The following is a 15523-nucleotide window of genomic DNA, read 5'->3' as shown; positions in this document are numbered from 1 at the left end:
CGCCTCTGGCACCAGTTTTCTCTGAAGACATCAAATGCTTGATCTCGGCCCGCCGACTGCGCCGGCAAGCCTGCGCAGCTGAATTATGAACTTTCGGGGCGCACGGTCTCCACGCGCAGCGAGCCGGCTGGAAGCGGCTGCAGCAGTTTGGCTTCCGGCTTCGTCAGACTGAGCCAAGCCGCCCAATCGCCGGGCCGAAGCAGCACGACCTGCCGATTTGATAGGGCGCAATATCCGGTCCAGGCTCGGTTGTCAGCATGGTGAAGGTTGGCGGCTTGTTGCCGGCAGCTTCACGCCAAAGCCCTGCGATGGCCATGAACGGCGAGCCGTTGAGCGTGAAGCGATGCTTTGCCTTCGGATACTTCGTGCCCGTGAACTCGAAGAAGGCGGATGCCGGCACGAGGCAGCGTTTGCTGCCGGCGAATTGCCGGCCTTCGGAGCGGAAGTTGAACACTGGTCCGCCTTTCGGGCCGGCCGGCGGAAATCCAAACGTCATCGACGTCAGTTCAACAACGCCAGTGTCGCCGGCGGCGCGCATGATCGGGGCTGGATCGTTGATATGGATGTCATCAACCCGCGGCAGGTCAAGTTCGGTCTGATGGGTCGGGATCTCGAGTGCCAGCGACTCCAGCATCCGGCAATATTCAGCCCAGAGAATATGCTGCTCATAGTCGTTGCACATGGAAGGCTCCCGACCGGTCTGCCAGTTTACCTCACGCCAAACAAAGAGGCGATGGACCGCTCAACCCTCGCGGTCGCGCTCGAGCAGTATATCGGCCTCGATCGCCGCGTTGACGAAGGCGGCGCGGGCATAGCGCGCCTCTTGAAGGCCTTCCAGAACGCCAAGGCAGGCTTTACGGGCGGCGACGTGATAGCCGCCTGTCTTCACGGGCCATCGGTTCATGAGGATGTCAGCGGCCTGCGCGACACGCTCCACCTTGTAGATCGTGTTTCTGGACCTGCCAAGCGCCACGCGAACCGGCTCATCGAAATGCTGATCTTGCATGCTTCCCCTCCCGAACGCGATCGCGAGTCAATTCGGGGGAGGCAAGTTCGGTTCCACGGGAGCGATTTGCCAACGCAATAAACCCGCCTTCTGAAATCACTTTGCGCGCATCGGCCAAATGGCGGATTTGATTTGCTTGGTGATCCCGTCTGCCTAGGGCAGACTGCCTGCCGGGGCTGCAGGAGGAGAAATGCGAGCACGCGCAGCTACGATCTGCGATCTCGAAAGTGTCTTCCGCGATCTGTCCACGCGGATGTCGGACGAGTATGTGGCCGCCGGCAAGGACAGCAAGGTCGCCTACGACAATCTGATGATGAATTTGAAGGAAGGCCGGGCGCACGCGCTGGTCGACGGCGACAAGACGGTGGCGATCGTCGCCTGGCACGAAAACAGCGACGCCGCCGACACGCTGTTTGCCGCGCAGGAGGGTTTCTTCAGCGCCGCGACGGTCCGCTTCTGCAGGCGCCACATCCGCCACATTCAGGCGCTGGCCGGCAACCTGCCCATCCACTCGCGCAGCTGGCTGCAGCGGGCCGACGTCGGCAAATGGTTCCGTGTCATCGGTTATGTCGAACGCGGCCGGGAGAACGGCGCCACTGTGTTCGAATTGCCGCCGGCACGGGGAGCGTCAGCTGCGCGGGCTGCCTAGCGCTGGGCACCCTCGGATGCCATCACCGAAAAGCCCACCGCCAGGATGGCGATGGGCCGATATTCGCCTGCGATGGGCTCATATCGGGGGCTCAGATATCGGGCTGATCGAGTGCCTCGAAAATCACCCGTTCCAACGAACCGAACTCCTCTTCGATCTCGCTGACCTCAAGGCCTAAATGCCGAGCATCCAGGGCAGCTCGCGTGGTCAGGGTTCGAGCCGTTGCCTTGTTGGCAGGCAGTTCGCCCGGCAGGTGCTCGTGGATCCAGCCCTGCAGGAAATCAACGCCGCGCTCGCTCATCGATTTATCCCTTCCTTTATCTGGGGATCATTCACCCAGAATGACCCCAGAAGCGACGATCTGAGCCGTCAGGCTGGTGAGCCTGCCTCGCTTCACGAGCGTCGGTTTTTCGTAGATTCTCTTCATGGCGGTGCCTTTCGCGACAAATCGCTCGTCGGCAACAACGTCCGTCGCGGGGCAGCGTTCCCTGGCGGGCTGTTGAGCCCGCCCCCCTGGCACATCGTATTTGAGAACAGCCCCGCTCCCGCGAACCCGTGATGTTGATGCCGCGGCAGGTTGCGAAGCCAATGCGGGGCGTGGCATTTGTCGATGCCGATCATTGGGATGGCAAGCAGGACATGGCACGGCCACCAGACATCGCCCAACACCAGGCCCCGAGCGCAGGCGTCAGCCTGAACCGGGCGCTTTCCAAACTCGGCCTGTGTTCGCGCAAGCAGGCCGAGCTGCTGATCGCCGAAGGGCGCGTGCAGGTTGGCGGCAAGGTGGTGCGCGATCCGTCGCTGCGTGTCGATCTCGGCCGCGACCGCATCGCTGTCGACGGCGAGCAGATCGTCGGCGAGGCAAAAGTCTACCTGATGATCAATAAGCCGCGCGGACAGGTCACCACGCGCGATGACCCGCAGGATCGTGGCACCGTCTATGACTGCCTGGTGGAACTGGAGTTGCCTTTCGTGTCGCCGGTCGGCCGCCTCGACAAGGCCAGCGAAGGCCTGTTGCTGATGACCAACGACACGCGCTGGGCCAACGGCCTGCTCGATCCGGCCTCGCATGTCGCCAAGACCTATCATGTCCAGATCGGCACCGCGCCCGACGAAGCGATGCTGGCGCGCTTTCGCGACGGAGCGATCGTCGACGGCGAACTGCTGACCGCAAGTTCGATCGAACTGCTGCGCAGCGGCGGCCGCACTGCCTGGCTGGAAATCATGCTCGACGAGGGCCGCAACCGCCAGATCCGCCGCCTGCTCGGGGCATTCGACATCGAGGTGCTGAGGCTGGTTCGGGTGGCGATCGGCGGTTTGCAGCTCGGCGAGCTCGCCAAGGGCAAGGCGCGGCATCTGACATCGGAGGAATTGGCGGTGCTCGCGCGTTAAGAGGCAGGCTTGCTGAGAAACACTACTTCTGGTTCCACCTGCGTATCACCGGCTCGCTCAGATCGTGCTCATAGCCGAGGATGTTGAGGCTCGCGGTATCAAGCACGAAGTGCGCACCGCCTTCGGGTGGCAGACCGAGCCAGCGCGCGGCCAGCACGCGCAGGAAATGCGAGCTTGAAAACACCAGCACATTGCCCTCGATTGCCCGCAGCCCGGCGATGATCCTGTCGGCCCTGCCACCAACATCCGCTACCGACTCGCCGTCGGGACAGCCGTCACGGAACAATTGCCAGCCGGGGCGCTGCACAAGAATCTCCTTGGTCTTAACGCCCTCATAGGCGCCATAGTCCCATTCCTGCAGGTCGTCCTTCTTGACGGCAGCAGCGCCGAAGCCGGCAAGCGTGCAGGTGCTGAAGGCTCGCTGCGACGGGCTCGACCACACCGCCTGGAAGGACAGATCCTTGAGCCGGTCCGCCACGCCGCGAGCTGCCGCCTCGCCCTTTGCCGTCAACGGTATGTCGGTGCGGCCGGTGTGTTTTCCCGAAGCGCTCCACTCCGTCTCGCCGTGACGGACGAGGTAGATTTCGGGGTACGGATTGCTCATGCGCCGGCCTTTCGGTTTTACGTCCGCACCCTACCCGGGAGGGCCCGGCCAGCGCCAGCCACGTGCAGGCGGAAAAGGAAAGGCCGCAACCGAATCGGCTGCGGCCTTGTGCTCAAACGTCAGTGCCCGGAGCGGTCAGGCGGGCTGCAGATCGCCCGACAGCGCCAGGTCGGCTTCCTCGGACAATGTGCCGGCCATGGCGGCGGCGAACTTGGTCTGGTCGAGTTCGCCTTCCCAGCGCGCCACAACAATCGTCGCCACTGCATTGCCGACGAAGTTGGTCAGCGCCCGGCATTCCGACATGAAGCGGTCGACCCCTAGGATCAGCGCCATGCCGGCAACGGGTACCGTAGGCACGACAGAGAGCGTGGCGGCCAGCGTGATAAAGCCGGCGCCGGTGATGCCGGCGGCACCCTTGGAGCTCAGCATGGCAACCAGCAGCAGCAGAATCTGGTCGCCATAGGTGAGCGGCGTATCGGTCGCCTGGGCGATGAACAGCGCCGCCAGCGTCATGTAGATGTTGGTGCCGTCGAGGTTGAAGGAATAGCCGGTCGGGATGACCAGGCCGACCACCGAGCGGTTGCAGCCGGCGCGCTCCATCTTGGCCATCAGGCCGGGAAGAGCGGCTTCCGAGGACGAGGTGCCGAGCACCAGCAGCAGCTCTTCCTTGATGTAGCGGATCAAGGCGAGGATCGAGAAGCCGTTGTACCAAGCGACAGCGCCGAGCACGACCAGCACGAAGAGCAGCGACGTCAGGTAGAAGGTGCCGATCAGAAAGGCGAGGTTGGCAATCGCGCCGATGCCGTATTTGCCGACGGTGAAGGCCATGGCGCCGAAGGCGCCGATGGGGGCGGCCTTCATCAGGATGGCGACCAGGCGGAAGATAGGCGAGGTCAGCGCCTGCAGGAAATCGACGACCGGGCGGCCGCGCTCGCCGACCAGAGCGAGAGAGATGCCGAACAGTACCGAGAAGAACAGCACTTGCAGAATGTCGCCTTGCGCGAAGGCGCCGGTGATGGTGTCGGGGATGATGTTGAGCAGGAAGCCGACGATGGTCGTGTCATGCGCCTTCTCGGTGAAGGTGGCGACCTTCGAGGGGTCGAGCGTCGCCGCATTGATGTGCATGCCGGCGCCCGGTTGGACGACGTTGGAGACGACCATGCCGACGACCAGCGCCAGGGTCGAAAAGACCAGGAAATAGATCATCGCCTTGCCGGCGACACGGCCAACCTTTTTCAGGTCGGAGACGCCGGCAATGCCGGTGGTCACCGTCAGGAAGATGACCGGCGCGATCACCATCTTGACCAGCTTGATGAAGGCATCGCCGAGCGGCTTCAGCGAAGCACCGAGTTCGGGATAGAAATGACCGAGCAGCACGCCGGCGGCGATCGCCGTCAGGACCTGCACATAGAGATGACGGTAAAAGGGTAGCTTGCCGCGCGGTTCGGCGGCAGCGAATGCTGGCTGCATGACGTCCTCCATGGCGCCCCGATCGAAAGCTCGACCTCCCGGGGCAGTTGTTTTCCGCAGCCTTGCGACTGCTGTATCGGTGATTGCAACTGCCGTGCCAGACTGTGCGGCATTACCGCAGCCATTGATTTTGTTGGGTATTCGACCGATCGAGGCTGATGCCGCTCAACCTCAAGTGCGGACATCCGCATGATTGAATTGTGCTTTGTGCGAAATTATGCACAAATAGGGAATGTTGCAACGCCCTGCCGCGGTCCTGTCGCCGACGCCCGAGCAACTCGGCAAAAGCGCGCGTCGCGCCTGGCTGCTGTTTGCGGCGATCGCGCTGGTGATCGTGGTAACGGCGCTCACCGGCGCCGGCCTTTATGCGCGCCGCGCCGAGGTCGCGGCACTGGCGGCGCAAGGCCGCACCGATGCCAATCTGAAGGTTGCGCTGCTGCGCGCCGTGCTGGAAAGCCCGCGGGCGTTGCCGCTGCTCTTGTCCGAGGACCAGCAGGTGCACGACGCCCTGCAGAACAAGGGCGCTGTCACGATCGACGTGCTCAACCGCAAGCTCGAAGGGCTGGTCTCCGGCACCAAGGCTTCGGTGCTTTACGTCACCGGCGTCGACGGGTTTGCGATCGCCTCCAGCAACTGGCGCGAAACAACCAGCTTCGTCGGCAACGACTACGGTTTCCGCGCCTATTTCTCCGGCGCCATGCAATCCGGAACGGCCGAATATTTTGCGCTGGGCAACACCAGCAAGCGCCCCGGCCTCTACATTTCGCGGCGCGTCGGCAATGCGGCGGCGCCGCTCGGCGTCGTCGTCGTCAAGATGGAATTCGACCAGCTTGAAGCCGACTGGCATGAGGCCAACCGGCCGGCCTATGTCAGCGACGACCACGGCGTCGTGCTGATCACCAGCGTGCCGTCCTGGCGCTTCATGACCACCGCGCCGCTGGCCGGCCCGGTGGCTGCCGCCATCCGGAGCAGCCAGCAATTCGGCAACGCGCCGCTGATCCCCTTGCCGATCACACGCCCCGAGGCATTGAGCCCTGACGTGTCGATGGTGCATGCGATAACACCGGGCGGCAGCGATGCCGAATATCTCAGGCTTTCGACACTGGTCCAATCGACGCCATGGCGGCTCGATTATCTCGTGCCGGTCGAAGCGCCGATCGCGGCTGCGGTGCGTGAGATGCGGCTGCTGGCGCTGGGCGTCATGGTGCCGTTGCTGGCGCTGGCCGGCTATCTCCTGTGGCGCCGTCAGTCGGCGCAGATGCGCATCGCCGCCGAACAGGCGGCGCGCATCGAACTCGAGCGCCGCGTCGTCGAGCGTACGCATGACCTCAGCCTGGCGCGCGACCGGCTGCAGGCCGAGATCACCGATCATCGCAGCACCGAAGCCAAGCTGCAGGTCATGCAGCAGGAACTGGTGCAGGCGAACCGTCTTGCGACCCTCGGCCAGGTTGCCGCCGGCGTCGCGCATGAGATCAACCAGCCGGTGGCAACGATCCGCGCCTATGCCGACAATGCGCGTGTGTTCCTGGAGCGCAAGCAGACCGCCTCGGCCGAGAAGAACCTTGGCGCGATTGCCGCGCTGACCGAGCGCATCGGCGGCATCACCGAAGAGTTGAAGGTCTTTGCCCGCAAGGGGCGCACGGCAGCCGAACCGGTCGAACTGCGCGGCGTCGTCGAGGGCGCCGTGGTGCTGCTCAGAAGCCGCTTTGCCGGCCGGCTGGACGCGCTCGATATCACGCTGCCGCCGGTAACGCTCAAGGTGATGGGCAACCGGCTGCGGCTCGAACAGGTGCTGATCAACCTGTTCCAGAATGCGCTGGAAGCGCTGGACGGCCGCGACGGCGCCAGGGTGGAGGTTTCGGCCCAGGAGACGGCCGACGGCGTGGCGCTTGCCGTCGCCGACAATGGGCCGGGCATTTCGCCTGCCATCCTCAAGTCATTGTTCACGCCGTTCAACACCTCGAAGGAAAAAGGCCTCGGGCTCGGCCTCGTCATCTCGCAGGACATCGTCGCCGACTATGGCGGACGCATCGAGGTGGCGAGCGGCAGAGACGGCACGCGCTTCACCGTTCACCTCGCCAGGGCAGCATGATGGACACCGCACCGGTCGTATTGATCGACGACGACAGCGAATTGCTGATGGCCACGCGGCAGACGCTGGAACTCGCTGGTTTTTCCGTCTCGGCCTTTGCGGTGGCGAACGAGGCGCTGGCCGGGCTCGACGCCAATTTTCCCGGCGTGGTGGTGTCCGACATCCGCATGCCCGGCATTGACGGCCTTCAGCTCTTCGACCGCGTCTTGCAGCTCGATGCCGACATTCCGGTCATCCTGGTCACCGGGCATGGCGACATCGCGGTTGCGGTCAAGGCGATCAAGGATGGCGCCTACGACTTCATCACCAAGCCCTTCGCCGCCGACCGGCTGGCGCAAAGTGTGGCACGGGCGGCGGAAAAGCGCCGGCTGGTGATGGAGAACCGCGCCTTGCGCAAAAGCGCCGAACAGGCGCAGGACGGCCTGCCGCTGATCGGGCAGACGCCGGCGATGGAGCGATTGCGCCGGACGCTGCGGCAAATCGCCGATACCGATGTCGACGTTCTGGTGACCGGCGAGACCGGCTCCGGCAAGGAGGTGGTGGCGAGCCTGCTGCATCGCTGGAGCCGCCGCGCTAGGGGCAATTTCGTGGCGCTGAATTGCGGCACGCTGCCGGACACGGTGATCGAAAGCGAACTGTTCGGCCATGAGGCCGGCGCCTTCACCGGCGCACAGAAGAAGCGCATCGGCCGCATCGAGCATTCGAGCGGCGGCACGCTGTTTCTCGACGAGATCGAAAGCATGCCGGCCTCGACCCAGGTGCAGATGCTGCGGGTGCTGGAAATGCGCGAGGTGACGCCGCTCGGCACCAATGAAATCCGCCCGGTCGACCTGCGCGTCGTCGCCGCCGCCAAGGTCGATCTCGGCGATGCCAGCCGGCGCGGCGCCTTCCGCGAGGATCTCTACTACCGGCTCAATGTGGTGACGATCTCGATCCCGCCGCTGCGCGAACGCCGCGACGACGTCGCCCTGCTGTTCTTCTACTTCGCCGAGCGTGCAGCCGCCCGCTTCCGCCGGCAAATGCCAGCCGTGCCTGCCTCAGTGCACCGCCATCTGAGCCAGCACGACTGGCCGGGCAATGTGCGTGAACTCGCGCATTTCGCGGAGCGTTTCGTGCTGGGACTGGAGGAAGCGGCGCAAGCGCCACCTGCCGCATCGGCGGTGCCGGATGACGCCAGTTCATTGCCGGAACGGCTGGAACGCTATGAGGCCGATGTCATCCGCGAGGCACTTGGCCGCAATGACGGCGATGTCCGGCGCACGATCGAAGCGCTCGGCATTCCGCGCAAGACCTTCTACGACAAGCTGCAGCGGCACGGCATCGTGCGCAGCGATTTTTCCAGGTAATTCATTTTCCAGGTAATTCAGGCCTGTGGAACCGAAAGCAGGGTAGATATTGTGAACCGGCGCAAAAAAACCGTGGCAAGTCGGCATCAGAAAGTGTTGAAGACCGCATCGGCGGCCTTCGGCACGGCGCGATCCGGTTGCGCTCGGCAGATGTTGATGATTTGTTGCCGGTCAGCGGAGAATGAATGATGCGAGAACCTGTCGGTCAAGATGAATATGGATCGACCAACCCGTTCGATCCGGACGATCTGACGAATTTGAACGCGATCGGCCCGGCCATGGGCGGCGGCAACGACTTCGAGAAATACGCCGTTGCCGTGATCATCGTCTTCGGCGCGCTGATCATTGGTGGGCTGATGGCCGCTTCCATGACCTTTGGTCACCGCAACGGCTTCCTGTTTGCGCTTGGCGGCGCAACCGCGGCCTGGATATCGGGCAATGCGCTGCTCCTCGACCGTCCCCGCATCTACGCGGCGTTCGTCGTGATCGCGGCGCTGATGCTCGTCGGGTCGACGCTTACGCTCGTCCTCTGATCAATCTCTTGTTTTGATCAGTAGCCAATCGCCTCGCCGGATGCGGCGCGGCTGTCGATGGCGCCGTTGTAACGGGCGCCGCCGCCCTTCTCGATTTCCGCCAGGCTCTTGCCGCCGACAAGAATGCCGGCAGCCTGACCCCAGGTAGAATCCGCGAGATCGAGGTGGTAGCCCATGCCGGCCAGCAGTTTTTCAGCGTCGGGCGACAGGCCGAACGGTTCGACATAGATCGTGTCGGGCAGCCATTGATGGTGGATGCGCGATGCGTCGATCGCCTCCTGGATGTTCATGCCGTGGTCGATGACGTTGACGATGGCTTCCAGCGTGATGGTGATGATGCGCGAGCCGCCGGGGCTGCCGATAACCATGAACGGCTTGCCGTCCTTGGCGACGATGGTCGGGCTCATCGATGACAGCGGCGTCTTCTTCGGCTGGATGGCATTGGCCTCTCCCTGCACGAGACCGTAGAGGTTGGGCACGCCAGGCTTCTGGGTGAAATCATCCATCTCGTTGTTGAGCAGGATGCCGCTTCCGTCCGCGACCACGCCGGCGCCGAACGAGCCGTTCAGCGTATAAGTGACCGCGACCGCATTGCCGTCATCGTCGATGATCGAATAGTGCGTCGTTTCCTTCGACTCGCCGAAGCCCTTCGGCATCAAATCCTGCGAGACGCCGGCGCGGAACGGGTCGATCTTGTCGCGGATCTCCTTGGCGTAACCCTTGTCGAGCAGTTTCGAGACCGGATTGTCGACGAAATCGGGATCGCCGAGCGCCGAGTTGCGGTCCACATAGGCGTAACGCATCGCCTCGACCATGACATGCACCGTCTCGGCCGAGCCGGCGCCGAGATAGGACAGCGGGTAGCCCTCCAGCACGTTGAGGATTTCGCAGATGATAACGCCGCCGGAGCTTGGCGGCGGCGAGGACGTGATCTCATAGCCGCGATAGGTGCAGCTCACCGGTTGCAGCTCGCGTACCTTATATTGCTCGAAGTCTGCCTTGGCCAGAATGCCGCCCCTGGCGCCGCTCGCCTTGACGATGGCGTCGGCGATGGCGCCTTTGTAGAAGGCGTCGGCGCCTTTTTCGGAGATGGCGGCGAGCGAGGCTGCAAGATCGGGCTGGAGGAGACGCTCGCCGGCGCCATAGGGTTTGCCGTCCGGCTTCAGGAAGATGGCGGCGGCGGCAGGGTCCTTCGCCAGCCGTGCGGCATTGCTTGCGAATGAAGCAGCGTCGCCCTGGTCGAGGATGAAGCCATCCTTGGCATAGGCAATTGCCGGCGCCATCAAATCCTGGCGTGGCAGCGTGCCATATTTTTCACGAGCCATCTCGAACCCTGCCACGGAACCCGGTACGCCGACCGCAAGGTAGCCATCAAGGCTGGCGCCCTTCACCGGATTGCCGTCCTTGTCGAGATACATGGTCTTGGTTGCCGCCAGCGGAGCGCGCTCGCGGAAATCGAGGAAGGTCGATTTGCCGTCCTTGAAGCGGATGGTCATGAACCCGCCACCGCCGATATTGCCGGCATTAGGGTAGACGACGGCGAGCGCATAGCCGACGGCGACCGCCGCATCGACGGCATTGCCGCCCTTCTTCAGCACCTCGACGCCGACTTCCGACGCCAGATGCTGGGCGGTGACGACCATGCCGTGCTCGCCCTTCGCCGGTTGAGGCGAGGCGGCATGGAGCGCGCCGGATGGCGCGAGCGCAATTGCGAGCGAAAGGGTGACGCCAATCAGCGTCCGGCGGGTCAAGGGCATGGCGGTGCTCCAAGTGCAGTGTGGCTAGAAGACCTACATGGAGCGGCCGAGTCCATCATCAATATGAGCGAACATATATTGGTGTTCGCCTGCTGGCGGAGGCAAGCTGATCTCCCCCCTGTGGTGGAGATTAGCCAATCTCAAACAATCCCGCCTGAACCGGCCACAACCGCCGGCCGTTCCGCCGCGACCTTCGCCCGGTAGCCCGCCGCGCGATATGCGGCGACTGGATCGATGGCGCCGCCTGTGTTCAGCCGCGCCATGGCCAGGATCGGCTCGACATCGGTGCGGTAGGCAGCTTTCAGCGTCTGCGTCGCCATCAGCGCATCATTGCCGTCTTGGAAACCCTCGAGCGCCTTGCGGTCGACCAGCAGCGCCTGCGCATAGGCGCGCTGCACCTCGACTGCCGACAGCATCAGGCTTTCGATCGGGTCGGTGACGTTGTGGCTCTGGTCGAGCATGTGGGCGGGGTCGAACCCTTCCGCGCCCGACAGTTCGGCATCGACCAGTTCGTTGAAGACCAGGAACAGCCGGTAGGGATCGATCGAGCCGGCATCGAGGTCGTCGTCGCCATATTTGGAATCGTTGAAGTGGAAGCCGCCGAGCTTTTTGAATTGGATCAGCCGCGATACGATCATCTCGATGTTGACATTGGGCGCATGGTGGCCGAGGTCGACCAGGCAGAACGCCTTGTCGCCCAGCTCCTTGGCGATCATGTAATTGGTTCCCCAGTCCTGCACGACCGTGGAGTAAAAAGCCGGCTCGTACATCTTGTGCTCGGTGAACAGCTTCCAGTCAGCCGGCAAACCGGCATAGATCTCCTTCATCGCGTCGAGGTAGCGCTCGAAAGCCCTGGCGAAATTGACCTGGCCGGGGAAATTCGAGCCGTCGCCGATCCACACCGTCAGCGCTTTGGAACCAAGCGTCTTGCCGATCTCGATGCATTCGAGATTGTGCTCGACCGCTTGCCGGCGGGTGCCGGCATCGGCATGCGACAGCGACCCGAACTTGTAGGACAGATTTTGGTCCCTGGCATCCGAGAAGGTGTTGGAATTCATGGCGTCGAAGCCGAGGCCGAAGCGCGAGGCCGCCTGCTTCAGCCGGTTCGGATCGGCCTTGTCCCACGGTATATGCAGCGAGACGGTCGGCGTCGCCTGCGTCAGCTGGCTGATGACGGCGCAGTCCTCGATCTTGTCGAAAATGTCGCGCGGCTCGCCGGCGCCGGGAAAGCGGGCAAACCGCGTGCCGCCTGTGCCGACGCCCCAGGACGGAATGGCGACGGCGAATTTCTCGACCTTGTCGCGGATGGCATCGATGGCGATGCCGCGGCGGTCGAGGCGTTCGCCGAGAGAGGCGTAGTCGCGCTCGAGGTCGGGTTTGCGCTGGGCGTTGTGGCTGGAGACGAGATCGGCGGCGATGATGGTTTCGGACAAGTGCTATTCCTCCCAATGCGTTCAGTCAGCGCTGCCCCTCATCCGGCCCTTCGGGCCACCTTCTTCCCTTATAGTGACGGGGAGAAGAGAAGCGCTCCGCTCTTAACTCAGCGCGTAAAGCTCTGCGCGTTGCCGGCGTCGACGTTGATGATGTTGCCGGTGGACTTGGCCGACATGTCGGAGGCGAAGAAATAGATCGCTTCGGCGACGTCTTCCGGAAACACCGAGCGCTTCAGCATCGAGCGCGAGCGGTAGTGTTCTTCCAGATCGTCGGTCGACATCTTGTAGGCGGCGGCGCGCTGTTCCTTCCACTCGCCGGTCCAGATCTTCGAACCGCGCAGCACGGCGTCCGGATTGACGACATTGACCCGGATCTGGGCTTCCGCGCCTTCCAGCGCCAGGCAGCGGGCGAGATGGATTTCGGCCGCCTTGGCGGTGCAATAGGCGGCGGCGTTGGGTGACGCGGCAAGGCCGTTCTTGGAGGCGACGAAGACGACATTGCCGCCGATCTTCTGGGCGCGAAACAGCCGGAAGGCTTCGCGCGAGACCAGGAAATAGCCGGTCGACAATATGTCCATGTTCTTGTTCCACAGCACCAGCGTCGTCTCCTCGATCGGCGCCGAGGAGGCGAGGCCTGCGTTGGAGACGAGAATATCAATGCCGCCGAACTCGACGGCTGTCTGGGCGAAGCCGGAAATCACCTGCTCCTCCGCGGTGACGTTGATCAGCACCGGCCGAACGAAGTCCTTGCCATAGGCTTTCGCCAGTTCGTCATTGGCGCTGGCAAGTGCGGCCTCGTCGATATCGGCCAGCACGACGCAGGCGCCTTCGCGCAGCAGTCGGCTGGCGGTGGCGCGGCCGATGCCGCCGGCGCCGCCGGTGACCAGCGCGATCTGGCCCGCGAGCGACTTCGGCTTCGGCATGCGCTGCAGCTTCAGATCCTCGAGCAGCCAGTATTCGATGTCGAAGGCTTCCTGCGCCGGCAGGCCGACATAGGACGAGACGGTCGAGGCGCCGCGCATGACGTTGATGGCGTTGACGTAGAACTCGCCCGAGATGCGGGCGGTGGCCTTGTCGCCGGCGAAGGTGAACATGCCGACGCCGGGCATCAGGTAGACCACGGCGTTGGGGTCACGGATCGGGGGCGAGTCCGGATGCTTGCAGCTGTCGTAATAGGCCTGGTAGCCGACACGGTACTCAGCAATATCGTCGGCGAGGCGCGCAATCACGGCTTCGACGTCGGGCTTCGCTGGGTCGAACTCGATAACCAGCGGGCGGATTTTTGTGCGCAGGAAATGATCCGGGCATGAGGTACCGAGTGCCGCCAGCGGGCGCAAATCCCTGGAGTTGACGAATTCGAGCACAGCGGCGGAATCGTCGAAATGGCCGAGCTTGTGGCTCTTCTCCGAAATCAGGCCGCGGATCCTCGGCATCAGTCTCGCCGCGATGGCGCGGCGCTCAGCGGCGTCTAGCGATTTGACGACTTCGCCGCCGAAGATGGCGAGACCCTCGGAGCGGCGCTCGAACCATTCGATCGCCTGGTTGATGACCGAGATCGTCGTCTCATAGCACTCCTTGGGTGTGTCGCCCCAGGTGAACAAGCCGTGGCTTTCGAGGATGACGCCCTTGGCCTCGGGGTGTTCGACGCAGAATTTCTCCAGCCAGAGGCCAAGTTCGAAGCCCGGCCGCTTCCACGGCAGCCAGCCGATGGCGTCACCGAATATCTCCTTGGTCAACGCCTTGGAATCCTTGGCCGCGGCAATCGCGATAATGGCATCGGGATGCATGTGATCGACGAACGGCTTCGGCACATAGGCGTGCAGCGGCGTGTCGATCGAGGCCGCGCGCGGGTTGAGATTGAAGGTGCAGTGGGGAAGATAGCCCACCATCTCGTCCTCATGCGCGACGCCGCGATAAAGGCCTTTCAGCGCCTGCAGTTTGTCCATGTAAAGCGTGGCGAAACCGTCCAGCTTGATCGAGGCGCTGTCGCCGCCCGAGCCCTTGACCCATAGCACTTCGACTTCGGCGCCGGAGAGCGGGTCCTTCTGCCGGATCTTGGACGAGGTGTTGCCGCCGCCATAATTGGTGACACGCTTGTCGGAGCCGAGCGTGTTGGAGCGATAGACCAGAAGCTCAGGCTCGCTCAGCCCCTTGGCTTTAGCATCGTCCCAAAGGTTGGCAAGGCGCGAGCCGGAGCGCTTGTCGAGCATGATTATCCTCCCTGGGACGCAAAAGGCGCGGTCCATTTTGCCGGAAATGTCTACGCAAGCATCTCGGTTGTCAATCATAAACGATCAAGATCGATCATATTGCACTGCACAATGAAATTATATGAGCGGAAATGATTGACACTGGTGGTTTTCTAGTGCCTCATGACCATGCAGGGAGGAACCATGCACGAAAAAGAGCGCCACAGGATCATTCTGTCCGCCGTCCAGGAAAAGCCTGTGGTGACGGTGCAGGAGATGGTCGACCTGACTGACTCCTCCGAGGCGACGATCCGGCGCGATATCGCGGCTCTTCATGTGCAAAAGCGCCTGCGTCGCGTGCGTGGCGGCGCCGAGGCGATCTCGCCACCGCAGTTCATCGGCCTCGCCGGCCGGCCCTTTTCCGTCAACGAAACGCTTAATGCTTCGCAGAAGCGCGCGATTGCGCGCGAAGCGGTGGAGCTGTGCAAGGACGGCGAGCCGATCATCATCAATGGCGGCACCACCACCTTCCAGATGGTGCATTTCCTGACCGGACGCCGCATGCCGATCTTCACCAATTCGTTCCCCATCGCCGAGCACCTGCTCAAGCATTCGAAGAACACCGTCATGCTGTCGGGCGGCACCATCTACCGCGAGCAGAACATCATCCTCTCGCCCTTCGACAATGACGTGACGCGCAATTTCTACGCGCGCCGCATGTTCATGGGCGCTCAAGGGCTCGGGCCGCTTGGCCTGATGGAAGGCGACCCGCTGCTGATCCAGGCGGAGCAGAAACTGATCGACCAGGCCGACGAACTGGTGGTGCTGGTCGACTCATCGAAATTCCGCCAGCGCTCGAGCCTGATCCTGTGCGGGCTGAAGCGCATCGCCACCGTCATCACCGATGACGGCATCGAGGATCGCGAAGCCAACATGCTGGAGACCGCGGGTGTGACGCTGATCGTCGCCCGCAGATCGGTAAAGGAAGAATCTTCACTGCAGGCCTGAGACCAGCCGCAGCGACGATGGAATGCAACGCTCAAGGGAGGAAA

The 15523-nt window shown here is 63.2% G+C and carries 13 protein-coding genes and 1 pseudogene; 6 read left to right on the top strand and 8 right to left on the bottom strand.

Annotation, left to right across the window (positions count from 1 at the left end; genetic code table 11):
• Positions 1-83: 83 nt before the first annotated feature.
• Both AC3CCE_RS16905 and AC3CCE_RS16900 read right to left on the bottom strand, forming a co-directional pair.
• Positions 84-682 (bottom strand): annotated as a pseudogene (locus tag AC3CCE_RS16905) (SOS response-associated peptidase).
• A gap of 60 nt (positions 683-742) precedes the next feature.
• A complete protein-coding gene (locus tag AC3CCE_RS16900; protein ID WP_023681913.1) occupies positions 743-1006 on the bottom strand; it encodes a DUF982 domain-containing protein in 264 nt (87 codons plus the stop codon).
• 190 nt (positions 1007-1196) lie between these two features.
• Here AC3CCE_RS16900 and AC3CCE_RS16895 point away from each other — a divergent pair, with 190 nt between their 5' ends.
• Positions 1197-1655 (top strand): hypothetical protein, encoded by a 459-nt coding sequence (locus tag AC3CCE_RS16895; RefSeq protein WP_352623839.1) that lies wholly within the window; start codon positions 1197-1199, stop codon positions 1653-1655.
• A gap of 91 nt (positions 1656-1746) precedes the next feature.
• Here the strand turns inward: AC3CCE_RS16895 and AC3CCE_RS16890 are convergent, their stop codons facing one another.
• Positions 1747-1956, bottom strand: a complete 210-nt coding sequence (locus AC3CCE_RS16890) for a DUF768 domain-containing protein (protein ID WP_023696663.1) — start codon at positions 1954-1956, stop codon at positions 1747-1749.
• 338 nt (positions 1957-2294) lie between these two features.
• On the opposite strand from AC3CCE_RS16890, the gene AC3CCE_RS16885 reads away from it, so the two are divergent.
• Positions 2295-3047 (top strand): pseudouridine synthase, encoded by a 753-nt coding sequence (locus AC3CCE_RS16885; protein ID WP_352624114.1) that lies wholly within the window; start codon positions 2295-2297, stop codon positions 3045-3047.
• Between the two features lie 22 nt (positions 3048-3069).
• Here the strand turns inward: AC3CCE_RS16885 and AC3CCE_RS16880 are convergent, their stop codons facing one another.
• Positions 3070-3651 (bottom strand): histidine phosphatase family protein, encoded by a 582-nt coding sequence (locus AC3CCE_RS16880; RefSeq protein WP_352623841.1) that lies wholly within the window; start codon positions 3649-3651, stop codon positions 3070-3072.
• Positions 3652-3786: 135 nt separating this feature from the next.
• Positions 3787-5121 carry a dicarboxylate/amino acid:cation symporter gene (locus AC3CCE_RS16875; RefSeq protein ID WP_023681916.1) on the bottom strand — a complete coding sequence of 445 codons (1335 nt, stop codon included), beginning with the start codon at positions 5119-5121 and terminating at the stop codon, positions 3787-3789.
• A 232-nt stretch (positions 5122-5353) separates the two neighbouring features.
• Between AC3CCE_RS16875 and AC3CCE_RS16870 the strand changes: the two genes are divergently transcribed.
• The 3 genes from AC3CCE_RS16870 (at position 5354) to AC3CCE_RS16860 (ending at position 9092) form a co-directional block, all read left to right on the top strand.
• Positions 5354-7213 (top strand): sensor histidine kinase, encoded by a 1860-nt coding sequence (locus tag AC3CCE_RS16870; protein WP_352623843.1) that lies wholly within the window; start codon positions 5354-5356, stop codon positions 7211-7213.
• Entirely contained in the window at positions 7210-8559 is a 1350-nt protein-coding gene (locus AC3CCE_RS16865) for a sigma-54-dependent transcriptional regulator (protein ID WP_352623845.1), read from the top strand. The genes AC3CCE_RS16870 and AC3CCE_RS16865 overlap by 4 nt, the downstream gene beginning before the upstream one ends.
• Positions 8560-8744: 185 nt before the next feature.
• Positions 8745-9092: a hypothetical protein gene (locus tag AC3CCE_RS16860; RefSeq protein ID WP_032885862.1), complete on the top strand. Its 348-nt coding sequence runs from the start codon at positions 8745-8747 to the stop codon at positions 9090-9092.
• Positions 9093-9109: 17 nt separating this feature from the next.
• Here the strand turns inward: AC3CCE_RS16860 and ggt are convergent, their stop codons facing one another.
• The 3 genes from ggt to AC3CCE_RS16845 form a co-directional block, all read right to left on the bottom strand.
• Positions 9110-10849 (bottom strand): gamma-glutamyltransferase, encoded by a 1740-nt coding sequence (ggt, locus tag AC3CCE_RS16855; RefSeq protein ID WP_352623847.1) that lies wholly within the window; start codon positions 10847-10849, stop codon positions 9110-9112.
• A gap of 140 nt (positions 10850-10989) precedes the next feature.
• A complete protein-coding gene (rhaI, locus tag AC3CCE_RS16850; RefSeq protein ID WP_352623849.1) occupies positions 10990-12282 on the bottom strand; it encodes an L-rhamnose catabolism isomerase in 1293 nt (430 codons plus the stop codon).
• Positions 12283-12389: 107 nt separating this feature from the next.
• Positions 12390-14492, bottom strand: a complete 2103-nt coding sequence (locus AC3CCE_RS16845) for a bifunctional rhamnulose-1-phosphate aldolase/short-chain dehydrogenase (protein ID WP_352623851.1) — start codon at positions 14490-14492, stop codon at positions 12390-12392.
• A gap of 183 nt (positions 14493-14675) precedes the next feature.
• On the opposite strand from AC3CCE_RS16845, the gene AC3CCE_RS16840 reads away from it, so the two are divergent.
• Complete coding sequence (locus AC3CCE_RS16840; RefSeq protein ID WP_352623852.1) at positions 14676-15479, top strand: DeoR/GlpR family DNA-binding transcription regulator; 804 nt, start codon at positions 14676-14678, stop codon at positions 15477-15479.
• The last annotated feature ends 44 nt before the right edge of the window (positions 15480-15523 follow it).

This window comes from Mesorhizobium sp. P160187, assembly GCF_057766425.1.
This window is presented reverse-complemented; position numbering and strand designations above follow the sequence as displayed.